The 23,931-nt window shown below is 34.8% G+C and carries 20 protein-coding genes; 3 read left to right on the forward strand and 17 right to left on the reverse strand.

The features are described from left to right. Window positions 1–50 precede the first annotated feature (50 nt). From AC1DKZ_RS18465 to AC1DKZ_RS18500, 8 genes are all read right to left on the reverse strand, one after another. Window positions 51–323 carry a YokU family protein gene (locus AC1DKZ_RS18465; RefSeq protein WP_002085797.1) on the reverse strand — a complete coding sequence of 91 codons (273 nt, stop codon included), beginning with the start codon at window positions 321–323 and terminating at the stop codon, window positions 51–53. Next, window positions 320–1,738: a lysine 2,3-aminomutase gene (kamA, locus tag AC1DKZ_RS18470; protein WP_002012651.1), complete on the reverse strand. Its 1,419-nt coding sequence runs from the start codon at window positions 1,736–1,738 to the stop codon at window positions 320–322. The genes AC1DKZ_RS18465 and kamA overlap by 4 nt, the downstream gene beginning before the upstream one ends. A 210-nt stretch (window positions 1,739–1,948) precedes the next feature. Next, on the reverse strand, window positions 1,949–3,334 hold the full coding sequence (rocR, locus tag AC1DKZ_RS18475; protein ID WP_476996811.1) for an arginine utilization transcriptional regulator RocR: 1,386 nt from the start codon (window positions 3,332–3,334) through the stop codon (window positions 1,949–1,951). A gap of 191 nt (window positions 3,335–3,525) precedes the next feature. Next, window positions 3,526–4,425, reverse strand: coding sequence for a putative beta-lysine N-acetyltransferase (gene ablB, locus AC1DKZ_RS18480; protein ID WP_002085802.1), 900 nt, complete (start codon window positions 4,423–4,425; stop codon window positions 3,526–3,528). After that, entirely contained in the window at window positions 4,422–5,690 is a 1,269-nt protein-coding gene (locus AC1DKZ_RS18485) for a peptidase (protein ID WP_476996812.1), read from the reverse strand. Before AC1DKZ_RS18485 ends, ablB begins: the two co-directional genes overlap by 4 nt. Before the next feature lie 15 nt (window positions 5,691–5,705). Further along, window positions 5,706–6,368, reverse strand: coding sequence for a CoA transferase subunit B (locus AC1DKZ_RS18490; protein ID WP_002127246.1), 663 nt, complete (start codon window positions 6,366–6,368; stop codon window positions 5,706–5,708). Beyond that, on the reverse strand, window positions 6,353–7,051 hold the full coding sequence (gene atoD, locus AC1DKZ_RS18495; protein WP_002085805.1) for an acetate CoA-transferase subunit alpha: 699 nt from the start codon (window positions 7,049–7,051) through the stop codon (window positions 6,353–6,355). The genes AC1DKZ_RS18490 and atoD overlap by 16 nt, the downstream gene beginning before the upstream one ends. Then, window positions 7,048–8,358 carry an aspartate aminotransferase family protein gene (locus tag AC1DKZ_RS18500; protein WP_002136137.1) on the reverse strand — a complete coding sequence of 437 codons (1,311 nt, stop codon included), beginning with the start codon at window positions 8,356–8,358 and terminating at the stop codon, window positions 7,048–7,050. The genes atoD and AC1DKZ_RS18500 overlap by 4 nt, the downstream gene beginning before the upstream one ends. 801 nt (window positions 8,359–9,159) lie before the next feature. On the opposite strand from AC1DKZ_RS18500, the gene AC1DKZ_RS18505 reads away from it, so the two are divergent. Further along, window positions 9,160–9,909: a DUF4397 domain-containing protein gene (locus AC1DKZ_RS18505; RefSeq protein ID WP_476996813.1), complete on the forward strand. Its 750-nt coding sequence runs from the start codon at window positions 9,160–9,162 to the stop codon at window positions 9,907–9,909. A gap of 33 nt (window positions 9,910–9,942) precedes the next feature. On the opposite strand, the gene AC1DKZ_RS18510 is transcribed toward AC1DKZ_RS18505, so the two are convergent. Further along, complete coding sequence (locus AC1DKZ_RS18510; RefSeq protein WP_476996814.1) at window positions 9,943–11,061, reverse strand: BA2291 family sporulation histidine kinase; 1,119 nt, start codon at window positions 11,059–11,061, stop codon at window positions 9,943–9,945. A gap of 254 nt (window positions 11,062–11,315) precedes the next feature. On the opposite strand from AC1DKZ_RS18510, the gene AC1DKZ_RS18515 reads away from it, so the two are divergent. Then, on the forward strand, window positions 11,316–11,708 hold the full coding sequence (locus AC1DKZ_RS18515) for a YueI family protein (RefSeq protein WP_002085811.1): 393 nt from the start codon (window positions 11,316–11,318) through the stop codon (window positions 11,706–11,708). 120 nt (window positions 11,709–11,828) lie between these two features. Here the strand turns inward: AC1DKZ_RS18515 and AC1DKZ_RS18520 are convergent, their stop codons facing one another. Beyond that, window positions 11,829–13,253, reverse strand: coding sequence for an aldehyde dehydrogenase family protein (locus tag AC1DKZ_RS18520; protein ID WP_476996815.1), 1,425 nt, complete (start codon window positions 13,251–13,253; stop codon window positions 11,829–11,831). 143 nt (window positions 13,254–13,396) lie between these two features. Continuing rightward, window positions 13,397–14,752 carry a hemolysin family protein gene (locus AC1DKZ_RS18525; RefSeq protein ID WP_431182166.1) on the reverse strand — a complete coding sequence of 452 codons (1,356 nt, stop codon included), beginning with the start codon at window positions 14,750–14,752 and terminating at the stop codon, window positions 13,397–13,399. Window positions 14,753–15,115: 363 nt separating this feature from the next. Between AC1DKZ_RS18525 and racA the strand changes: the two genes are divergently transcribed. After that, on the forward strand, window positions 15,116–15,658 hold the full coding sequence (gene racA, locus AC1DKZ_RS18530; protein WP_002012665.1) for a chromosome-anchoring protein RacA: 543 nt from the start codon (window positions 15,116–15,118) through the stop codon (window positions 15,656–15,658). A 101-nt stretch (window positions 15,659–15,759) separates the two neighbouring features. Here racA and AC1DKZ_RS18535 read toward each other — a convergent pair whose 3' ends face one another. From AC1DKZ_RS18535 to AC1DKZ_RS18560, 6 genes are all read right to left on the reverse strand, one after another. Beyond that, the gene (locus tag AC1DKZ_RS18535; protein ID WP_002085820.1) at window positions 15,760–16,356 is read right to left on the reverse strand and encodes a hypothetical protein; all 597 of its coding nucleotides are present in this window, start codon (window positions 16,354–16,356) and stop codon (window positions 15,760–15,762) included. Between the two features lie 317 nt (window positions 16,357–16,673). Further along, window positions 16,674–18,524, reverse strand: coding sequence for a hypothetical protein (locus AC1DKZ_RS18540; protein WP_476996816.1), 1,851 nt, complete (start codon window positions 18,522–18,524; stop codon window positions 16,674–16,676). Then, the gene (locus AC1DKZ_RS18545) at window positions 18,514–20,331 is read right to left on the reverse strand and encodes an AAA family ATPase (protein ID WP_002085823.1); all 1,818 of its coding nucleotides are present in this window, start codon (window positions 20,329–20,331) and stop codon (window positions 18,514–18,516) included. Before AC1DKZ_RS18545 ends, AC1DKZ_RS18540 begins: the two co-directional genes overlap by 11 nt. 107 nt (window positions 20,332–20,438) lie before the next feature. Continuing rightward, window positions 20,439–20,699 (reverse strand): hypothetical protein, encoded by a 261-nt coding sequence (locus tag AC1DKZ_RS18550; RefSeq protein WP_002085825.1) that lies wholly within the window; start codon window positions 20,697–20,699, stop codon window positions 20,439–20,441. A gap of 76 nt (window positions 20,700–20,775) precedes the next feature. Continuing rightward, window positions 20,776–22,203 (reverse strand): basic amino acid/polyamine antiporter, encoded by a 1,428-nt coding sequence (locus AC1DKZ_RS18555; protein ID WP_002031795.1) that lies wholly within the window; start codon window positions 22,201–22,203, stop codon window positions 20,776–20,778. A gap of 213 nt (window positions 22,204–22,416) precedes the next feature. Next, window positions 22,417–23,928 carry an ABC transporter permease/substrate-binding protein gene (locus AC1DKZ_RS18560; RefSeq protein ID WP_476996817.1) on the reverse strand — a complete coding sequence of 504 codons (1,512 nt, stop codon included), beginning with the start codon at window positions 23,926–23,928 and terminating at the stop codon, window positions 22,417–22,419. Between the last annotated feature and the right edge of the window lie 3 nt (window positions 23,929–23,931).

Below are 23,931 nucleotides of genomic sequence, written 5' to 3' on the forward strand. Positions count from 1 at the left end.
TTGGGTACATTATACAAGGCAAAAAAGAAAAAAACCAGCATAAAAGCTGGTTAGAAGTCGAAATAATTCCTTTTTAATAAACGTGGTCTTCCCATCAACTCTTCGTATGTTAGTTGTTTTGGCAAATCTTTCGTATAAATTAAAAACAACTGATCTTCAATTTCTTTTACAGTATGGTCTGCTTGATAGTCCATTCCACATGAGGAACAAGTAATACATGGTGTCTCTTGGATTTCAATGGCTTTCGTACCATCTGGTAATTCCCAATATACAGTATTCAAGCTTTCTTTCGCTTCTGTACTGTCACACCACATACAATTCATACTACGTCACCCTCATTTTTTTTGTCATCATCTAACTTTGCTATTTGTGCTTGATATTTTTTATCTTTTAATTGATCACGCTTATCACGTTTATCTTTTAAAGAAGCATGCGTTTCATTGACTTCATAATCTTTGCGGCGATTCATACGTTGTAAATCATCTGGAACAAGATTAAATTTCTTATCACTCATCAATCCTGCAACGCCGATATCAGAACGTTTTTCTTCATAAGTCGGATAAATTTCTTTAAAGTAGCCTTCTGCTCTTCCTGGGATATAGTTTTCTGGTTCTGGATACGTTGTAATAACCCCTTCAAAGTTACGAAGAACAACTTTATCCGCACTTTGTGAAATTAAATAGTTTGGCTGAAGCGCAATTTTTCCGCCTCCGCCCGGTGCATCGACAACGAAAGTTGGTACTGCATAACCAGACGTATGTCCACGTAAGCCTTCAATAATTTCAAGACCTTTCGAAACTGGTGCACGGAAATGACCGATACCTTCTGATAAATCACATTGATAAATGTAATATGGACGAACACGAATTTTCACTAAATCATGCATAAGTTTTTTCATAATTGGAACGCTGTCATTAATTCCAGCTAAAATTACAGCTTGGTTTCCAATTGGAACACCTGCATTTGCAAGCATTTCACATGCTAGTTTCGATTCTTCTGTAATCTCAATAGAAGTGTTAAAATGCGTATTTAACCATACTGGATGGTATTTTTTAATAATGTTACACAGGTTTTCTGTAATACGCTGCGGGAATACAACTGGTGCTCTCGTTCCGATACGAATAATCTCGACATGCGGGATTGCTCGTAAATTCTTTAATACATATTCTAAAATTTTATCATTAATTAGAAGTCCATCACCGCCAGAAATTAAAACGTCACGTACTTGTGGTGTTTCACTAATATAAGCAATCGCATCATCTAATTGCTTTTTCGGTACGCCCATTCCAATTTGTCCACTAAAACGACGACGTGTACAGTAACGACAATACATAGAACATTGATTCGTTACTAAAAATAGTACACGGTCTGGATAACGATGAGTTAATCCTGGAACTGGTGAATCTTCATCTTCATGAAGAGGATCTTCTAAATCATATTTTGTTTTATATAACTCTTCCGAAATCGGTACTGATTGCATCCGAATCGGACAGCGTGGGTCATCAGGATTCATTAGCCAAGCATAGTACGGTGTAATGTTTAACGGGATCGTTTTCGTTGAAATTTTAACGCCTTCTTCTTCGTCAGGTGTTAAGTTAATTACTTTCTTTAAATCATCTAAAGTTTTGATCGTATTCGTTAATTGCCAAACCCAATCATTCCATTGTTCTTCTGTAACATCTTTCCATAATTCAATATCCTTCCAGTGACGATTTGGTTTGTATACATCATGTAACATTGCTATTCCCCCTTTTTATACGCTCATCCTTTATATAAGCAATAATTATGCCAACTTCATATTCTTGATAAGTAAATGCGAGAAATACCCTATTATATAAGAGAATAAATATTTTTAAGTGCTGTACTAAAACGCTATTTACTATCATATTCATTACTTGTTATATATGTAAACGCTCTTTTATTGGTGCAAACACACAAAAACCGCCGATTATTCGGCGGTTTTTTCGTACTTGCTCAGTTTATATTGAAGCGTTTGACGCGGAATACCTAACATTTTTGCTGCTTGCAAAATATTACCTTCCGTTTCAATTAACGCTTGATCTATTAATTCTTTTTCCGTTTGATGTAGAGCTTCCCTAAGTGGTAATATACTTTTCTTCTCCTGAATTTTCTCTTTCCGAAATGTTCTTGGCAAGCAATTTGCTGTTAACGAATTCCCTTCTGTAATAATGACGGCATGTTCAATCGTATGCTTTAACTCACGAACATTTCCAGGCCATTGATAAGCTTGTAATCTTTCTTTCGCTTCCTTATCAATTTGAAGTACACCTTTTTTATAACTTTTATTATATTCTTTCAAAAAGTAAGACGCTAATAACAGTACATCCTCAGTTCTTTCGCGAAGCGGCGGGATATATAATGAAAACACATTTAATCGATAGTATAAATCAGTGCGAATTTTATTTTCTCTTAAACATACTTCTGGAGGCTGATTCATTGCAGTAATAACGCGAACATCTACTTTTCTCGTCTTATTATCACCAATGCGACGAATAACTCCATCTTCTAATACACGTAGCATTTTTGCTTGTAAATCAAGCGGCATTGAATTCAGTTCATCTAAAAATAATGTCCCTCCATCTACAAGTTCAAATAATCCTGCTCGTTCGATTGCCCCTGTATAACTACCTTTTGTCGTGCCAAACAGCAAACTTTCTAATAGCGACTCTGGCAAAGCTGCACAGTTTTGTGCAATAAACGGCTTATTTTTTCGTTTAGAAGCTTCATGAATCGCTTGCACAAATAGCTCTTTCCCCGTTCCAGTTTCACCATATATTAAAACATTCGCATCGGTTGGCGCTACTTTTTGTGCTAACTCTTTCGTCTGTTTAAAGCGGGAATCATCAGTTACAATTGTCTCGAATGCAACATGCTTTTTCACCGTTTTTTTGCTAGTCGATCGTTTTATTTTCGATTGTAGATCTACAATCGTATCAGTAAGCTTTTGAATAGTAGAATAATCTTTCGCAATTTCTACAGCACCAGCAATATTTCCATCTATTAAAATAGGTAACGTTGTATTGACCGTACAAACGTCTTCCCCATTTAAATTTTGGTAATGTTGAACTTGGTGTACAATTGATTTTTTTGTATCTAATACTTTCATCAACGTACTTGTTTCTCTGGATAATGACGGGAATGCTTCTAATAAATGCTTTCCTAGCACATTTTCAATTTTAGATCCATCATGTTTTGCAGCAACTGTATTATAAAAGATTGTAATCCCATTTTCATCTACTGCATGTATGGCCTCATCTATACTGCCCAAAATCGCTTCAATGACTTCCTGTGTCGAAACTGCTAGCAATGTCATCCCCCCTTTTGCCGAAAATCCAGCAAATTCATCGCCGAATTTTCGGCACCCTCTGTGCGATTATAAGCATGACGATTCCGTTCTACTATTTTGATGAAATGTGTATATATTTTTATTGCTTATTTATGGTTAAGTGACACTTTAATCAGTGGGGCTTTATTCACCCCACTGATTATTAACCCGACTCCCACCTAACTTCTTTGCTTTACAGCCGAATTTTGAGGCGGGAGTCTTACTGCTTTCGAATAGCTGGATAAATCTTTCACCCATATATTCATATCTTCCAACTTATCAAAAATGTAGCAATTATTCGCAAGCCTTCCCGTATATGTATAGCCTAATTGATGAAAGGCTGCATTCATACCGAAAGATAGCGAGCGAGCAATTGTATAAGAACAAAAAATAGATTTTTCTTGGAGCTCTTCCTCCAATTTAATTAACAGACTTTTCATGAAACCATGTTTTCGATATTCAGGTAATGTAGCACAATTCGTTAATTCTGCATTACCTTCTTTCACGTTCATTTCAGCAGATGCTGTACTAATAATTTTCCCCTCGAATTCATAAACATAGTAAATTGTATCGTCTTCCTTCATCGTCTGCTTTACATAATTCCCATCATTTAAAGGTGTCGGATAAACTTCAAATACTTTTCCAAAGACAATTGCTAATTCTTCCGCATCCTCTTCTGTCGCTTTTCTTAACACAAATTCCTCTGGGACTATTTTTTCTTTCACTTCTTTTTCTTTTACACCACTTAAAATAGTATCTTCCTCAGTCCAATGAATACTATTTCGTCTTTCATCATTATGATATTTCACGAAGAAGTGCGCATCGTGCCCTTGAAAATAATGAGGTATCGTTGCTTCCAGTAAGAAACCGAAAGAGAGCCATGTTGAAACATGCTCTCCCTTTCCTTTAATAATACATTTAGTGAAAGAATGTTTCTTTGCTAATTCATCGATTGTTTGTATGATGCTTTCAACATTTCCTGTATAGTGATCAACTCTAATACGTTTATTAAAATAATCTAAAACCCCTTCTACTGTATAATGCTTTGTCTGTTCACTAAAAGATTCATAGTATTTCATTTTTTCACCTCACACCAATCTAGTAATGTACATGCAATTATTTTTGCGGCAGCAATCATTTTATCAACTTCTATATATTCGTTTGGATAGTGTGCTACTTTCGTCTCTCCTGGACCAAATACTATCGTGGGTACGTTAGCGATTTGTGTGAACAAACCTCCATCTGTTCCCCATGGCGAAGCTTCTATAATCGGCTCGTTCCCTTCGATTTCAACAAAGTTATGTTGAAGCGTTGTAATAAGTGGATGATTTTCTTCTAGTTCACCAGGAACCCATCTAGCCCCAAACCATTCTACTTCTACAGGATTTTTTACAAACCAACTATCCACATCTTTTAATTCACCAATCCAGCCCTCAAACTCTTCTTTTGCTGCCTCTATAGTCTCATTCGGCGCAATACCACATCTTCCTTCTAAAATTAATGAATCGGGAACAGAACTTGGCCAGCTTCCCCCTTCAATTTTCCCAACGTTAATTGGAATTGGAATCGGAATCCCCTTAAATAACGGATCTGTAATTCGACCATTTCTCTTCTCTTCTAATTTTCTCAAATGCTCTACAACAAACATACTTTTTTCAATTGCACTTACTCCTTCATAACGTGTACCACCGTGTGCTGCTTTTCCTTTTATATGTAGACGAAACCACATTGATCCTTGTTGTTTCGGAAAAAACTTCATATTCGTCGGCTCAGGAATAATAACGCCATCTGCCTTATATCCTCGTAAAATAGTGGCTAATGTTCCTGCCCCACCGCTCTCTTCTTCTATTACACTTTGAAAATGTATATCACCTTTTAGTTCAATACCAGATTCAATAATCGCTTCCATCGCAAGCATAAGTGAGACATTGCCGCCTTTCATATCTGTTGTTCCACGTCCATATATGCGGTTTCCTATTTTCTCTCCACTATATGGATGATGGTCCCACTGATTTACATCCCCTTCTGGCACGACATCAATATGCCCGTTTAAAATCATAGATTTCCCTTCGCCACTTCCTTTTAAAGTCGCTACAATGTTCGGGCTATCTGTAAAACTTATACGAGGTGATACGAAATAAGGGTGATCTTTCATTTCATTAAAAGCAGGCTCCCAAATATCAAGATCTAGACCTAACTCACGCAACTTTTCAATAACAATTGCCTGCGCACCACTTTCATCACCAGATACGCTCTTTTCTTGAATTAATCGTGTTAAAAATTTTACACTCTCTTCTTCATGACCCTCAATATAATCACAAACTTGTTTTTTTAATTGCTCCATATATTACAACTCCCCTCATTCAATTACTAGTAAATTTGAGCTTATATGAAAATCAGCTGTCGTATGTCGTTTTACATCTTCTACAGTATATGGACTCATTAATTCTTGTAAGACAAGTCCTCTTTGGGTCACTTCCATGACAGCCATGTCTGTAATAATTAAATCTACACATTTTTTCGAAGTTAATGGCAATGTACATTCCGAAACAATCTTTGCATTTCCGTATTTATCAACATGATTCATCACAACAACGACCCGCTTCGCTTTTTGCGCTAAATCCATCGCTCCTCCAATACCTGGAACGCGTTTTCCTGGTACAATCCAGTTCGCTAAATCACCATTTTCACTTACTTGTAACGAACCAAGTATCGTAACATCAAGTAATCCTTTTCGAATCATGCCAAACGCCATGCAGCTATCAAAATAACTTGCTCCTGTAATAAGAGATGTTGGTAAACCAGCTGCGTTACATAAATTCTCATCTTCATTCCCTTTACTTGGCGTTGGTCCCATACCAACAATACCGTTTTCTGCATGAAACATAACATTCATATCTTCTGGCAAATGATTCGGTACAAGCGATGGAATTCCAATACCTAAATTTACAAGCATACCATTCTGAATTTCTTTCGCTGCACGTCTTGCAATCTTATCTCTTACTTCTACGCCCATACCCATTTCCAATTCACTCCTTCCGATGGCACGATATAATTTACAAATACACCTGGGACGACAATTTCTTCTGGATCTAAACTTCCAAGTGGAACAATTTCTTCTGCTTCTACAATCGTTATGTCACCAGCCATAGCTACGTGAGGATTCATATTACGAGCGCTTTTATCAAATACAAGATTTCCAAATGGATCCGCCTTTTTCGCATATACAATTGCGACTTCAGCCGTTAAAGCTGTTTCAACTAAATATGTCTTTCCATTCATTTCAACTGTACGCTTTCCTTCTTCTACAATCGTATCAACACCAACGTCAACTAAAATACCACCAAGCCCTACACCACCAGCGCGAATACGCTCTGCGAGTGTTCCTTGCGGAGAGAATTCAATTTGCAATCTTCCTTCATTTAATTGTCTTCCCGCATTTGGATTTGACCCAATATGAGAAGTAACTAAAGATTTAACCCTTTCATTCGTAACAAGACGACCGATTCCTACATCAGGAAATCCAGTATCATTTCCTATTAAATTTAAATTTGTAATGCCTTTATCTAAAACAGCTTGAATTAAAGATGGAGGGGATCCGATTCCTCCAAATCCCCCAAACATTAATGTCATATCATCATGGAACAAAGAAATTACTTCCTCTATTTCTTTTAATTTACCGAATGTATTTGTAATAGTTGTCATGCGATACTATGCCCTCCTTTTTGCATCATCTCTTCCACGCTCTTTACAAAAATTGAAAGTAATTCATCTAACTCGGAATATGTAGTTGTCATTGGTGGTGCAACAAGCAGTGCACTATCCTCTTTTCCTGCTTGCCCTGAAACAGCTTGGTATAAGAGCAGTCCATTTTTAGCAGCAACTGAAATAAGCTCCGATGCTTTTGTAAACGGTTGCAATTCTATTCCAATTAGCAATCCTTTTCCACGCACATCGGCAATGATTGTCGATTGTTGCTGAACTTTCTGCAAACCTTTTAATAAATACTCTCCCTTTTCTGCTGTTTTTTCAGGTAAATTATGTTTCTCCATATATTCAATAACAGCTAAAGCCGTTGCTGCAGACAATGGATTTGCACTAAGCGTATGCCCGCTCATTACAGAACGTGATCCATGTAAAATCGGCTCCATAACACGGTCACTTACTATTGTCGCTGCCATTGGTGTATAACCCGCTCCTAGCCCCTTACCAAGCGTCATAATATCCGGTTCTACACCCCAGTGCTCCATAGCAAACCATGCACCAGTACGACCAAGTCCAGTCATTACTTCATCCGCAATAAATAATATATCGTAATGACTACAAATATCTTTAATTACTTTATAGTATTCTTTCGGCGGGACAACCGCGCCTCCAGCAGCTCCGATAATCGGTTCAGCAATAAAAGCTGCAATATGTTCTGCACCAATTCGATCAATCGCTCTTTCTAGTTCAGTCGCACAAGAAAGTTGACATGTTGGATATACCTTTTGTACAGGACATCTAAAACAGTATGGAGCTGGAATAGTCGGATAATCTTCCAAAATAGAAACGAAACGTTGTCTGCGCAGTGGATGCCCAGACATAGATAAAGCTCCCATTGTAATCCCGTGATAGCTCATCCACCGTGACAAAATTTTATGTTTCCCTTGAATGCCACGCTCCTGAAAATGCTGAATTGCGATTTTCATAGCTGTTTCATTTGCTTCCGTACCACTATTCACAAAAAAGCTCCAGTTCAAATCTCCTACACATAAATCACTTAACTTCTTCGCTAATTTTTCAGCTGGTTCACTCGTAAACTGTGATCTATAAACGAAAGCGATCTCCTCTGCCTGTTTTTTAATAACTTCTGCTATCTCTGCTACGCCATGTCCAATACCTGCCGTAATCGCTCCAGACGAACCATCAAAATATTTATTTCCGTTTTGATCATACAAATACACACCTTTTCCATGTGAAATCATCGGATACGGCTGACCAACAAGTGGTTTAATTAAGTAATCGCGCATAGCGCTCCCCCATTTCTTCAATTTGTATATGTATATGAAGAAAATTGACGTTTCTTTCATAAAAAAGAATCCTCTGCAAAAGCAGTGAATTTATCAAAAAACTATTATAAAATATACAAATGACTGCTAAATATTATTTTAAAAACAGAAAATTCAGAACTCAAAATGAAGACCAACCTTACCTGTACGCTTAAATACCCCTTCCTGATTTAAGATAACAGCAAATTGAATATTTTTTTAATATAATATCAACTTCCCTCAATTGCTGACATTGTGTAAACTTCGACGGAACTCCCGTTATTCTCCTTCCTATTATCCTACTTTATATTGCATATTTTCAAACAAAATTCGACATTTTACTCCACCTCATTTATCGTAACTATTTCTTAACAAATAGTACCATCTGTTTAGAACAATAAAAAAAGAACCGATTAACCACATTAATCAGTTCGGCACGACGCTCTTTTATCGGTATTACCTTATCCAACGCATCACTAAAATTAATAGCAATACTCATAATACAAATCCATAATTCGTCCCACAGCCTATAGCACCAAATCCTCCATAACTTCATTCCAAATAACTATGGGGATATCCCCATCCCAATGGTTCCACTCCTTCCATCAAAGTCAAACTACCTTTCCTTTATAATTTATGTAGGACAATTATCGATTTGTATGTGTGTTTGCCTATAAATAAAAAAATCCCCATTTTAACTTTTCTTTCTAGAAAGGCAAGTTTTTTGCATAACCTCTTTCTAGCTTCGCATATATTTGTAATGATGATAAAGGAGGAATGTTCATGACTCAATCCGAAATTGAAAAATACGGCCAAGAAGCTGCACGTTACGAACAGCTCGCTCGTTACTATCAATATAGCAATCCTAAAAGATATGTAGAACTCTATATGAAATACTATGATGCAATTACAAAACTTGTACAAGCATATGAAAAGAGAGATTCACAAGAAGCGACTTTACCGTCACATATGAGAATCTTCCACACAGCTCCCCATACACCAGCAGTTGATATTATAATAAACGGACAAAAGGTTATTAAAAATATTTCTTTTAAACAATTCAGTCCGTATTTATCATTAGTGCAAGGTAAATACCGTATTGATATTGTCCCTGTCGGAAACGAAACTCCAATATTTTCAGCATTAGTACCGATAATGGGGAATCACACTTATACCCTTGCAGCGGTCAATAGCGATAATCATCTCCAATTACAACCCATTCTTGATAATACTCATTTACCATCTGGTCAAGCAAAAATACGGTTTGCACATTTTTCACCAGACACTCCAGTTGTAAATGTAAATTTAAAAGATGGGGATCATTTATTTGAAAATGTACTCTTTAAGCAAATAACAGATTTTTTACAAGTTAGCCCTGGTACAGCAGATATTGAAGTTTCACTTGCTGATACAAAAAAAGTATTATTAACCATTCCAAAATTCAACGTTGAACCAAATACAATTTACACAATTTCAATAGTTGGTTATTCAACTGAGGATCCAAAATTAGGGACCGTTATACTTACAAATTAAAACAGTCTACACCATTCGCATGGTGTAGACTGTTTACTTTTGAAACGTAATTTGAAATTCTGTCCAATCGTTATCCGAACGACACAATATGGATCCGTTATGTTTTTCTACAATTTGTTTACATACAAATAGTCCAATACCAGTTCCTAGCTTTTTAGTAGTTACAAATGGCTCAAAAATGGTCTCTACATTGTCTGCTGGAATCATAGGTCCATTATTTTTTATAACAATGCGAACAGTCTGATCCTCTTCAAATACATCAATGATAATTTTCCGCTCTTCTTTCACCGATTCAAGAGCATCAATCGAATTCATTAAAATATTTAAAACTACTTGCTTCACTTCACTCCGGTAACCAACGAGTGGAATAGGATACGGCAAATTCTTTTCAATCAAAACATTTGCATTAACTAAACTTGGATATAAGAATTGTATAATATCTTGAAATAAGTCATTTACCAAAAAACGTTCAGATTCATTCCACATTTCTTTTTTCGATACAAGTAAAAATTGCGAAATCCTAAAATTTAATTGATCTAATTCATGTGAAATAATATCTAAATACGATAGATTAGGGTGATCTGTCTTCAATAACTTTACAAATCCCATAATCGAAGTTAGCGGATTACGAAATTCATGCACAAAACTAGCCGACATTTGCCCTAGAATCGTAAGCCTTTCTTTATGTGTTTCATTTATATATTGCTGTTTTTCTTCTAAATTTCTCGATATAATTTCTGAGTATTTTAAAACGGTATAATAAATTAATTTGTCAAAACAAGTATGTATTTTGGCCATAATCGGTTTCAGTTCACGAGCACTTACATCCAATTCGCACATTGCTTCAAAAAGTTCATTTCTTCCCACATTTGCATTGTAAACAAAATCTCCAATATTCGCATCTGCCCCTGCACGCTCAATGGCAATTTTCTCACATAATGGCTGAAGATAATTAATGTCTTTATCTTCCATAATAAGTTCGATAATTAACTCTAATAAATTCGCTCCATTTTGAACTACCTCTTGTTTAAATGGATCTTTTTCGGAAATTATCATTTTGTTTTTCCAGTTCTCTACGAATTGGTGCCTGTTGTTTTTCAAGTGCGAACAAAATACTTCTTTAATATCCTTATCGATTGGAAAAACCTCCATTCCTCCATTTCCATACGACGAATACCCTTTATATTTTGAATATTAACACAAAAAATACATTTCGTTAATAGATTTTTGTCACATTTTGTTAATTTCTGTTGATAAAATTTATTTTTCCTTTCTTATTTAAATAAGTTGTATTCCTATATCCCTTTCCCTTCTCATTTTTTAAATTATTTTCCTGTTCAAAACTACTTTTTTTTTGCATCCTTTTTAATTCTTGCGTACAATAAGAAGTGAAAGGTGTGAAAAATATGGTAAATAAAAATGTGGAAGACTATCTCCAAGAAGGCATATATGGCCAAAAGCAAAACAAACCAGAAGAACGTAATATGTACTTAACTACATTACGTGAGCGTGTAGAAATCGCTTTAACAATCGGTCAAGTAATGCAAAGTAATGTGTATACAGAAGTAACGGGTAACATACGTTCTTCTCAATCATTACAACTATTCCTAAATGGAAGCATTGCTTACCCACATTTATCAAAATACATTAAATTAGCAACTGAAAAAAATATTCCTTTTACAATTGTTCAAAATAAAGGTACTGAAACACCAATCGGTTTAGTACTCTCTCATAGCACTGCTGTAGATAAAGAACATATTTATGTCGAAGATGATATTTTCAAACAAGAAATGAAGTAAAAGGTACACTTGATTAAATGAAATCGTTCCGAGAAACGTAAAACAAACAATAAAAAACGAGTATGGAATCGTAAACATTTCCTGCTCGTTTTTTATTGCGGTGTTTAAGCTCGATCTACTTTATTTTTTAATACACACTAATTTCATTTCTGTCATTTCTTCTATTGCATATTTAATCCCTTCACGGCCTGTGCCACTCTCTTTCACACCGCCATAAGGCATATGATCTACTCTGAACGTTGGAATATCATTAATCATGACACCACCGACTTCTAATCCATCAATTGCACGCATTGCCTTACATAGATTGTTTGTAAATACACCTGCTTGTAATCCATAACGTGAATTATTTACTTGTTCTAAAGCCTCATCAAATTCTTTAAATGTATTTACAGTCATAAGTGGACCAAATACTTCTTGGCACTGAACAGATACATAATCTGGAACATTTGTTAATACAGTTGGTTCAAAAATCCTTGCATCACGTTTGTTACCACCGTATACAACATTAGCTCCTTCCTTAACTGCCTCTTCCACCCATGAATTTATACGTTCTACATCTTTTTTTGAAATAAGTGCTGATACATCTGTTTCTTCATGAAGCGGGTCTCCTACTACAACGTTTTCCATTGCTTTCGTTAATTTTGTAATAAACTCTTCCATTTTGCGTTCATGCACAAAAACACGTTGTACTGAAATACAAACTTGTCCATTATTCACAAACGCGCCCCATTTTACACGTTCAATTATTTCGTCTGTCAATTCAACATCTTCATCAATAATTACTGCAGCGTTCGATCCTAATTCTAACGTCACTCGTTTCAACCCGGCTTTTTCCTTAATTCCAATACCTACTTTCGGACTTCCTGTAAAAGTAATACTAGCAACGTTCTCATCTTTTACTAATGCCTCACCTACAACAGATCCAGGTCCAGAAATTATATTGAAAGCTCCCTTTGGTAAACCAGCTTCTTCAAATAATTCTACCAATGCATACGAAGAAAGTGGCGTTTGGTCGGCAGGCTTTAGCACAATAGTATTTCCAGCCGCAATTGCTGGGCCTACCTTATGTGCTACTAAATTAAGTGGAAAATTAAACGGTGTAATAGCACCAATAACCCCGATTGGTTGTCGAATTGTATACGCTATACGGCCACCTGCTCCTGGTGCAGCATCTAATGGTAACGTCTCACCATATATTCGCTTCGCTTCTTCAGCTGCAAACTTATATGTTTGAACAGTGCGATCTACTTCTCCCCGTGCAGCACGAATTGGTTTTGCAGCTTCTTTTGCGATAATCTCTGCAAACTCTTCTCTTCTCTCATCCATTTTTTGTGCAACCTTTTCTAAAATAGTTGCACGGTCGTATGCGGATAATTTTTTCATTTCTTTCATTGCATTTTTGGCCGAAACTATTGCTTCCTTAACGTCATCTTCTGTACCTTGCGCAATCTCCGCTAATGTTTCTTCAGAATATGGTGCATACAATGGTTTATACGTCTCTACTGATTTCCATACCCCATTTATATATAAATGTTTTTTCATAGTGGTTCTCCTTCCGAATATATGTATACAATAATACACTTCATTTATTTCACCTAGTGAAAGGTCTGACTTGTGTAATTGTATCATAGCCCTAATACATCAAAAAACATTTTGCTCAAAAAAACTCTGCTACAAAGCAGAGTTTACGAACTAATTTGTTCTTGGAGCGAAATCTTTTTTTCATCTCCTACAATAACAATCGATTCTGAAGGTTTCGTTACTTCTAATCTCTTAATATAGTGTCCATCTAATTTTTTCACGCAAAATTTATAATTTTCAATCTCGATGGTATCACCCTCGGAAATCTCAATATTTTTTGTTAGGATCCAACCGCCAATCGTATCGACATCATCGTCGTCAATAGTCAAGCCTAATAATGCGTTCACTTCACTAACAAGTACTTTTCCCTCTAAAATCGTTTTCGTCTCACTAACTTGTTGGATTTCCGGTTGTTCATCAGTATCGAACTCATCTTGAATATCCCCTACAATTTCTTCTAAAATATCTTCAACGGTTACAAGACCTGATGTACCACCATATTCATCAATTAATATAGCGATATGTGTTCTTTCTCTTTGCATTTTTAAAAATAGATCATGAATCGGGATAGATTCAATAACTAAAATAATTGGCCTAATATATTGCTCCACTGTCTTTTCACTAACAACTCGGTGCTTCACAAAATCTGTAAATATATCTTTAAAATTCACAAAGCCTATTACATGGTCCTTATCACCATCAACAACCGGATACCTCGTATATTTTTCATGAGACATTTTTTGTAAAGCCTCTTCAGCAGGCATTTCTTTATTTAAAATATTCATCTCTGTTCGTGGTACCATTATTTCTTTCGCAATACGATCATCAAATTCAAATATTTTATTCACATACTTATATTCAGATTGATTAATCTCACCATTTTTATAACTTTCTGAAACTAACAACCGCAATTCTTCTTCTGAATGCACTTCATCATGCCCTTTTGGTGGTTTCAACCCAAGAAACTTTGTAATTAACCGAGCTGATCCATTTAAAATCCAAATGAATGGGAATGCAATACGATAAAACAAAATGAGTGGCTTAGCAACAAAGAAACTCACTTGTTCTGCTTTTTGAATCGCAAATGTTTTTGGAGCTAACTCTCCTACTACCACATGGAAAAATGTGATAAACAAAAATACTAAAATTATAGCTAAAATGTCTGCGAGTTGAGTAGGGACGTTCCAATTTGCAAACAACACATCAAACATGTGCTTTAGCGCAGGTTTACCAGACCACCCAATCCCAAGAGCTGTAACAGTTATTCCTAATTGACAAGCTGATAAATATTCGTCTAAGTTTGTAATGATTGTTTTGACAGATATTGCACGATTATTTCCTTCTGCAATTAAATAGTCAATTCGTGAACTCCTCACTTTAACAATTGCAAATTCTGCTGCAACGAAAAATGCCGTTAAGGCAATTAAAACAATCACTATACTTATACTATATATGTCCAAATACTTTTCCTTACTTACAGTGTAAGCAAGGAAGCCACCTCCTACTTAAATTTATTCAAGTGAAGTAAGCATTCTTATACTCTAATAAAATTCTACATTAGTAACCACCTTTTTATATATTATATGCATACATAAAAAAGATATTTATAATTATGATAATCTAATTAGCTTATTATCGTCAAACTATAATAAGCCCAATTTTCCGATAACTAAAAATGATTTATATAAATAGTATGTGCTAAACAGCTGAACTTCGTGAAAAAACACTTTCTTTGCCGATTCCACACTTCTTTTGTCACACCTGAAGGGAACTTGCTACATAACTAGAAATCATTCAACAGGATATATATAGGAGGGATTATTTTGGAATATAAAACACCATTTATCGCAAAGAAATTAGGTGTTAGCCCAAAGGCTGTTGTCCGGATTGCACAACAATTAAATCTTACGATTAAAAAAAATAAATATGGTCATTTTATTTTCACACAAGGTGATTTAGATCTAATGTTAGAATACCATCGCTCTCAAATGGACCAGCCTCAAAACTCTCAAACTACTCAAAAACCATCTTCAAATGATGTAGAAAAATTAAAAACTCAAGTAAACACAATTGTTCAAAACACATCATCGAATGATTTTGAGCAATTAACAGCTCAATTTACCACAATTACGAGAAGACTAGATCGAATGGAAGAACAAATGCAAGATAAAGCAAATGATGTCGTTACATACCAACTTTTACAACATCGCCGCGAAATAGAGGAAATGTTAGAACGAATTCAAAAACTAGAAGCTGCCCTAAAAAAAGAAGAACCAATATACATTACTCCTGATGCAAAACCAACATATGAAAGAGAAAAGAAACCGAAGCGTCGTAAAATGATTTTTAGTATATTTGGACTATAATATTTTAGACCCTTATTCTGAGAATAAGGGTCTACTTTTTGTATGAAAACAGATGCCTGTAATAAGTAACTCTTCTTCATACTATACATATTCATATATTTTCATTTTGTTAACATAATATTTTTACTGTATTCTGCAATAAGTGCCTGCGCATGAGCATTCCCTTGAATAATATCACGGAATTCTTTCAAAGAATACAGATGTGTAGCCCCTTTTCGAGCATGAATTCGCACTGGTACACCTTGTAAAGTATCATGAAACTGGAATGGACTATCTATCGGTTCGATTGGAAAACCGAGTGTAAGCAAATACATATACATTCTTTTTGTAACTGCTGCAATATACCATTCCGCTTTCGTCTCTAACGCATGCATAAATAAAATAGCTGCCAGCCTTTTGAAATGTCCTCTCCCCCGAGACGTTTTCGCAATACTTAACTTTCCTATTTCATACACATTTTTCAAATCTTTCACTAAATCATTTTTAGAAAACGGATAGAAAAACTCAGAATTTGATTGTTCAGGTACTGTAAACTTAATACATTCTACTGTACCAATATGATGTTCATCTTCTATTAATAAAAATCGTGATGGATTTAAATTACGTTCTACAAACATTAAGTTTCTTTCTTCACAAAAATCTCCCCACAGTTGCTCGAACCAAAAATGCTCTTCCTTTGTTTGAACACGCTGGAACATATTTAACCGCCTTTCCCATCGCCGCTCTGTTTTTGATAACGCTTTCACTTACTATCATATAAGAACAAATCTTCGTATGCAACTAAAAATATTTATGTCTTATTATATTCTGCAAAATGAATTAAATTCCTACTTATTAGTCATTCATACACATGTAAAAACCCTTAATTCCCCATACTGTTACAAATATAAAAAGATCCAATTACTCTAATAAAAAAATGATAATCACTATCAAGTTCGAACCGTATAATGTGTCTTTCCGTACTGCATATAATTCTTCTTAACCTAAAGAAATCCTTCATTAAAAAGGATTTCTTTTACATTTTATTACTTTTTAACCATTTCTCAAAAATTTGAATCATCCCATGCTTCCCAGCCAACTTCTCTTCTCCTTGTTTCGTTTTATATGGATATAGTTGTAAAAACACTCCACATCCAGATTCAATTTTTTTACTATGCATATGGCTACCTGGATATACACAAATCACTTCATAAATCGCTCTTCGCTTAAAAATTCGTTTACCATTCTGTTCTTCTACATACTTAATAGACCAGTATTTATACATTTGCTCCGTTGCTTTCGTATTACCTACAGGCTGAAAAATATTGTACATAGGGCTATATTTCACTTCGATAATAATAGAAGATTTATATACATACTTCTCTTCTTCCTTTACATAACAATCTAAACGAATATCCGGCTTCTTTGTGTCCTCTCCGTTATAAAAATTACTTCCTTTGCTTAGTGCAATAAGAGGGTGTGTTTCAATTAAATCATTAAACGCGACATGCACTTTTATATCATCTCGATGTAAAATCACTGTCGTTCCATCTTGTAATCCGTCTAAATAAAAATGTTCTTGTATTTGTTCACGGATAGGATTCTTATCTTCAAATCCGATTTGTTCTAATATAGAAATAACGATAAAAAAAGCGTAATACTCATACACTAAAAACGTTGGTTTATATACGAATAATAAAGATGGAGGTTGCTCGGTATGTTGCGGTAACAATTCTAAATGGTGGATTAATTGTTGATGCGGTATAGATAAAGTGTTCGAATTAATGGTAGCTGTTTCAGAAACTTCCCTCCAAAATGGAGAATACAATAAATGTCGAAAGTATTGTACGCTTTCATATACGATATGAGCTAATATTTTATATTCTTGCATTTTCACAGAACTTTTCCGTAAATCTGCTTCTTTCAGTAAATGTAGATTTCTATATTTTTGTTTTTCCCTATCCGTCACGGATCCATTTCGTTCAATCGTTTTAATAATTGTTTTAACAGCTTGAAATTCATCTGACTTTTTCTTCTTTTCTCCTTCTAGTATTTCAATAGTTTTACGTACAAAACTTTCTGCTTCAATTAAATAATAATAGAATTGCATCATTTTAAATTTAAGAAATGCATTTTCAATACTATTTTTTTGCTCCTTAAATTTACGGTTGTAATATTTCGCATAAAGCTTTCTTTCTGTCATAATGGCAGTTTTTCTCGTTGTCTTCCGCGCTTTCGTTTCCCATTCATATTCGTGTACAAATTCCGCATTCGATTCTACTTTTTTTAAAATTTGTTTTATTCTTTTCATTTTTTGTGGCAGCTTTCTTAACAATACCAAATAAGAAGAATCTTCAATATCGCTAAGTGCTGAGAAAGTTTTCTTGTAATAACCTCTATCTAAAATTAACTCGTTTAAAATTGACTTCACATAACCTTGAATCATTTCAAATTGGTCATCAAAAAAGTTTTTAGGAACCACTTGAAACGCACCATAATAAGTTTTATCTTCTATACGCACTTCAAAATGGTATAAGCCACAGCGCCACGGATAAAAAAATTCAGTTTTTCCATGTTCATACACTAATACTCTTTGTTTTTTTTCATTTAATTCATATTGTGACTCTTTTATATTCTTTTGTCCCTCATATACTTTATTCCATATGAATGTAATATCCATTGGATTTTGATAATGGAAATGTAATTTCAGTGGTTTTAATTCCTGTACTTTATAAATACATTGAACTAATGCTGTAGTAGACGTACAAAGCCGGTTTAAAAGGATAAAATCGCCTTTCCCCTCAGTACCAATAATTAGCTTCAATACAAACGGGAGCGTTTCTTTCGTATCGACGATTGCTGTTTCATAAGGCTCCTCATTTTGCATAGCCATACAGCTCCAGTTCTCTACGCTTTTGTCTTATATAAGCTAAAGAATGTTCAAATGTAGATACACGATTTGCAAGCGGAGACTGTAAAAGTGGTATCAATGTCGCTCCCCTTTTTGCTTCCTCAAAAAGTAGAGGGCCCACTGTCATTTCTGTCCCCCTTAATTTCGTTAATACACGCTGCTTTATTTGCAAATCAAAACCTTCTTCCCTGCTAATCATATAGGACTGATTATTTTGGAACGGTATATTTTGCAAATACGTAGCGATTGCGCTTGCACATCGGAAAGAAATTCCTTTTGATATATCGTGTGATGATAATACATCATGTAACTTATCCAATAACTCTAATTCCTCTTCAGTATACACTTCGATCATCTCTTTATTCCTAAACCAATTGAGTCGAAATTCTCCCGTTGTTACTTTCAACGGGGGTTGCTGAACAACTTTCTCATGTTCTATACTCATCTCGCAAAACGGAATTTTTTGTAATGTAATCAAATTTGTTCGATCTAATAATCGATCGGAAAGCTCTTTCGTCGTTTCATCAAAATTTACAGTGCCTACGAAAATAATATTCTCACCAATTTCCACTGAAGGTGGAATTTGATTTTCTATTTCTTGTACTTTCTCATACAAACTCAAAATACGATTTTTCTTTTCAAGTTGAAGAACGGATAGAAACGGAGTAAACCAATGCTCAATATGTGACATGTTCATTTCATCGAACACAATTATATACAATTGATTTGGATTTTCTTTAGCCTTTAACAATGTCCGAACTAACTTCGTTTCACTTTCAATAAAATTACCATTCGGATGAAGGTAACCGAGAATATCATGTGGTTCTTGATACGATGGTGAAATCGGAATCCAAATTAATTCTTCCCCATAACGTAACCCAAGTGATTCTGCGTAAGCTTGCACAAAGCGTGATTTCCCAACACCTGGTATACCACCAACAATTGTTAACATATTGGTTTTAATACTAATGTGAAAATTATATATATCTGTATCATCCAAATATAACCCTTTATTACGAACCATACTTTGTACATACTGCAAAAAAGAGGATTCACGCTCATCCCATTCCCAGTCATCCTTTTGCATTTTAATATCTTCTACTTCAACTAACTTACCTTCTTCAGCAATTCGTTTATTTAGTTGGTCATACACATTTTCACTTACAAAATATAAATGATCATCTACTGCTATTTCTACATGTTTCATCCAATCGTTTATTTCAATATATTTGCATTCTTTTCTTTGCTCAAAATATGAAATTGAACTTATTGATGATTTTAACGATAAATTTCCATATAGCCTTCCTTCATGCCACAATAATTCTGGAGGCTCAAAGTCTTTTGGTAATTTAGGCATAAGAAATGATAAATAACCGTTGCTTAACTTCCGTTCCAAAGACGCTCTCTTTTTATAATTTGAGACCTTTGGTGAAGGAATCAATTTATATGAAGATGCTATTTCCCGAGGCTCTTCTGTGCATATTAATTCCAGAAATAAATTTCCACGATCATAATAAAGACGAAACATAACCAGTTGCTTTTCTAATTTATGCTTCTTTAAATCAGTAAAGATTTTTTCATTCTTTTTATTACTGCATAATCCTTCAAACAAATATTTTCCAGTCGGAAATAACTCTTGTAAAGTTAAAGGTATTGAAGAAAGACATTGTACAAAGAAATTTTCTCCATTCTTCTCTCCCTCAGCTTTTGCAAACTTCCCAATAAACCTCATATAATACATTCGCTTTATAAAACTTGGATGAAGAGCTTTATGTAATTTCAACGTAGTCACCTTCTTTTTTTCATACTATTCTTATTGTATGAACTACAATCTAAAACTAGAAATAAAAAACCTGACGTCATCCGTCAGGTTCAAAATTAAAACGTATATTAATGAGAAGGAAATGCTTTTTTTTCTTGTAAAATGGCATTATGAGCGATTTTCATTTTAGCAAGTACGTACCGTAATCGATCTTCGGCATTTTCATCTTTATTTTGCTGCAAACTCGCCAAATTCTCTACAGAACTCGCTAAATTTTCAATCACGCCTCGAAGTTCAGGATGATGATTAAAAAAAGATTCTTGTACTAATACTTTCCTTAAATCACTAGCTAAATCCATAATTCTAGACAACTGTTCTTTTTCTTCCATTTTCATCCCTCCTGAATATCTTATGTATTAAATATTCTCTAGACAAGGAAAAAAGCCCTTTAAATTAAAAGGACTTTTACATTTTTATAGTTCCTGTCAGTAACATATAAAGTGATGTAATAGCTGCAATAACAATTGCCCACATCACATATCGCTCTTTGCCTGAAAAACAACGATTCCCTTTTTCTTTTCTTGCAAACATATACACGAGAATCCCAATACCATATACGATTGAAACAAGCAATAAATTCTTTAAACCAGCTGCATAAATTAGCCATACAGAGTATAGGGAAGCAATTAATGCTAACAATCCATTTTTTACTCTCGCAACTTTCAGCTCTTTCGTGATGACTAATTTCAATTGAAATAGCGCTGATAATAAGTACGGCAGTAATATAGATGTTGACGCAATAAAATACATAATTTGATATGTCGATTGTGAAAACAGAACGATTATAAATATAGTTTGGGCAACGATATTTGAAATCCACAATGCCATATGCGGCGTTTGTTTCTTATTTGTTTTCGTAAAGACTTTCGGAAACACGCCGTCTTTTCCTGCTACGTGAGAAATTTCAGAAACAAGTAAAAACCAGCCAATTAATGTACCTACAAGTGACGCAACTAATCCAATATTAATTGCCATTGCACCCCATGGCCCAACAACATGTTCTAATACATGTCCCATTGAAGGAGTCTCTAATACTGAAAGTTCTTTTCTTGTCATGGCTCCCATTGACAGAACAGAAATTAAAATATAAATAGACATTACTAAAATAAGTCCAAGTACTGTCGCTTTTCCAACGTCTCTACTATTTTTAGCTCTTCCTGATAATACAACTGCTCCTTCAACCCCAATGAACACCCAAAGGGTTACAAGCATTGTATTTTTCACTTGACCTAGTACAGAGGAAACTGAGATAGTTCCTTCGCCCCAAAAGTCATGTGTAAATGTATCCCAGCGAAACGCTGTTACCATCACGACAATAAATAATAAGATCGGAACTAATTTCCCAATCGTTGCGATAACATTCATAATGGAAGCTTCACGAATTCCAAATAAAATTAGAAAATGCAATGTCCATAATAAAAGTGATGCACCTACGATTGACGCAACATTATTTCCGCCTTTAAAAATTGGGAAGAAGTAACCTAATGTACTAAACAGTAACATAATTGTTGCAACATTTCCTAAAATCCCTGCTAGCCAGTATCCCCAAGCACTGTTAAAACCAATATATTCACCGAATCCAGCTCGTGCATAACTATAGATTCCGCCCTCAAGCTCCGGTTTTTGTCTTGCTAACGTTTGATATACGAGCGCAAGTGGAATCATTCCCATTGCTGTAATACACCAACCAATTATCGTTGCACCACTATTTGCTCCTACTGCTAAATCATGCGGTAAACTAAAAACACCGCCACCAACCATCGTTCCAACTACTAATGCGATTAACGGAAAAAATCCTAACTTCTTTTCTATTTGTACCACCCCATCTGTCATTCTAGGTGTTATGTTCGTTCAACTATTAAAGTCACCTTTTTCTCTAATAGACGTTTCTCTTATATTTTTTCAGGAAAACATTACTTATTCTAAAAGAAAATGAAGAAAAATGGAATACTTTTTTGAAAAAATGTATAAGTATGCACAAAAAAACCGTTCATTTTGTAATGAACGGTCATTTCATACATATAAAATTGTATATTTATTGTAAAATTAACGAAGTAACTTCTCTTTTTGTAAAAATTGTTTTGCGACTTCTTCGCTACTTTTCCCATTCACATTTACTTCATAATTCATTTTTCTCATTTCTTCATCTGTAATCTTTCCAGATAATTTATTTAATACTTTTTCGAGTTCAGGATATTTCTGTAACGTCTCTGTTCTTAATAATGGTGCTCCTTGATAAGGCGGGAATAGTCCTTTATCATCTTTTAGCACTTTAAGACCATATTGCTCCAATTCACTATCTGTTGAATATGCATCGATTACATTAACATCTCCCGATTGTATTGCACTATAGCGCAGTTTCGGTTCCATCGTTTTAACATTTGAAAACTTATAGTTATATAATTTTTGCATTCCTTTATAACCATCTTCACGATCAGCAAATTCTAATGTAAATCCTACTTTAGCTTCCTGTGCAATTTTCCCTAAATCAGAAATTGTATTTATGTTATTTTGATCTGCTATTTTTTTCGGCATGGCTAGTGCGTATGTATTGTTATACTCCATTGGCTTTAACATAACCATATTATATTTCTTTTCCATTCCAATACGAGCTTGTTCATATACTTCATCACGATTTGTACTTTTCGGTTCTTCTTTCACGAAAGTAGATAAAGCTGTACCTGAAAATTCCGGGTATATATCTACTTCACCTGATTTTAACGCTTCAAATACAAATGCTGTTTTTCCAAGGCCCGGCTTTAATTCCACTTGTAAATCTGTATCCTGTTCAATAAGTTGCTTGTACATTTGAATTAATATTTCTGGTTCAGATCCAAGTTTACCAGCAATAACTATGTCTTTCTTTTCGGTATTCCAAAGAAATGGAGCAGCTATCATTACTACAACTATACATATCGTCAATATAACGCGCTTAGAAGAGCGTTTCGGGCTCTCAAGTATGCGAAGTACTATATCAAAGAATAAAGCGAGTAACGCAGCTGGTACGGCCCCTAAAATGATAAGCGCATGGTCATTTCGATCTATGCCTAATAATATGAGCTTACCGAGCCCACCAGCGCCTATTAAAGCAGCTAATGTAGCCGTTCCAACAATTAATACCATCGCTGTACGAATACCAGCCATAATAATTGGCAATGCGAGCGGAAGCTCTACCTTCCATAATCTTTTCCAGCTATTCATCCCCATAGCTCTCGCCGCTTCTATAAGTGATTCATCTAATTCCCGTATTCCTGTATATGTATTTCGTAAAATAGGTAATAGTGCATACACAACTAATGCGATTATAGCTGGCAGTTTTCCAATTCCTACTAACGGAATTAATAGTCCAAGTAAAGCAAGTGAGGGCACTGTCTGCATAACAGCAGAAGTCCCTATAATAAATTCAGCCATTCGTTCTTTTCTCGTTAATATAATGCCGAGCGGCACTGCAATAATTACTGCAAAAAATAGTGAAATAAGCGATATTTGTAAATGCTCACTTAATGCACTTAGCAATTCTACTTTTCGTTCTTGGAACGTTTGAATAAAATCAGTCACTGT

It is taken from the genome of Bacillus sp. 05T21, assembly GCF_056396785.1.

What these genes read in the sequence shown, in the direction of transcription:
- AC1DKZ_RS18465 (WP_002085797.1), bottom strand. Translation starts at nt 323, where the DNA reads ATGAATTGTATGTGGTGTGACAGTACAGAAGCGAAAGAAAGCTTGAAT.
- kamA (WP_002012651.1), bottom strand. Translation starts at nt 1,738, where the DNA reads ATGTTACATGATGTATACAAACCAAATCGTCACTGGAAGGATATTGAA.
- rocR (WP_476996811.1), bottom strand. Translation starts at nt 3,334, where the DNA reads ATGACATTGCTAGCAGTTTCGACACAGGAAGTCATTGAAGCGATTTTG.
- ablB (WP_002085802.1), bottom strand. Translation starts at nt 4,425, where the DNA reads ATGAAATACTATGAATCTTTTAGTGAACAGACAAAGCATTATACAGTA.
- AC1DKZ_RS18485 (WP_476996812.1), bottom strand. Translation starts at nt 5,690, where the DNA reads ATGGAGCAATTAAAAAAACAAGTTTGTGATTATATTGAGGGTCATGAA.
- AC1DKZ_RS18490 (WP_002127246.1), bottom strand. Translation starts at nt 6,368, where the DNA reads ATGGGTATGGGCGTAGAAGTAAGAGATAAGATTGCAAGACGTGCAGCG.
- atoD (WP_002085805.1), bottom strand. Translation starts at nt 7,051, where the DNA reads ATGACAACTATTACAAATACATTCGGTAAATTAAAAGAAATAGAGGAA.
- AC1DKZ_RS18500 (WP_002136137.1), bottom strand. Translation starts at nt 8,358, where the DNA reads ATGCGCGATTACTTAATTAAACCACTTGTTGGTCAGCCGTATCCGATG.
- AC1DKZ_RS18505 (WP_476996813.1), top strand. Translation starts at nt 9,160, where the DNA reads ATGACTCAATCCGAAATTGAAAAATACGGCCAAGAAGCTGCACGTTAC.
- AC1DKZ_RS18510 (WP_476996814.1), bottom strand. Translation starts at nt 11,061, where the DNA reads ATGGAGGTTTTTCCAATCGATAAGGATATTAAAGAAGTATTTTGTTCG.
- AC1DKZ_RS18515 (WP_002085811.1), top strand. Translation starts at nt 11,316, where the DNA reads ATGGTAAATAAAAATGTGGAAGACTATCTCCAAGAAGGCATATATGGC.
- AC1DKZ_RS18520 (WP_476996815.1), bottom strand. Translation starts at nt 13,253, where the DNA reads ATGAAAAAACATTTATATATAAATGGGGTATGGAAATCAGTAGAGACG.
- AC1DKZ_RS18535 (WP_002085820.1), bottom strand. Translation starts at nt 16,356, where the DNA reads ATGTTCCAGCGTGTTCAAACAAAGGAAGAGCATTTTTGGTTCGAGCAA.
- AC1DKZ_RS18540 (WP_476996816.1), bottom strand. Translation starts at nt 18,524, where the DNA reads ATGCAAAATGAGGAGCCTTATGAAACAGCAATCGTCGATACGAAAGAA.
- AC1DKZ_RS18550 (WP_002085825.1), bottom strand. Translation starts at nt 20,699, where the DNA reads ATGGAAGAAAAAGAACAGTTGTCTAGAATTATGGATTTAGCTAGTGAT.
- AC1DKZ_RS18555 (WP_002031795.1), bottom strand. Translation starts at nt 22,203, where the DNA reads ATGACAGATGGGGTGGTACAAATAGAAAAGAAGTTAGGATTTTTTCCG.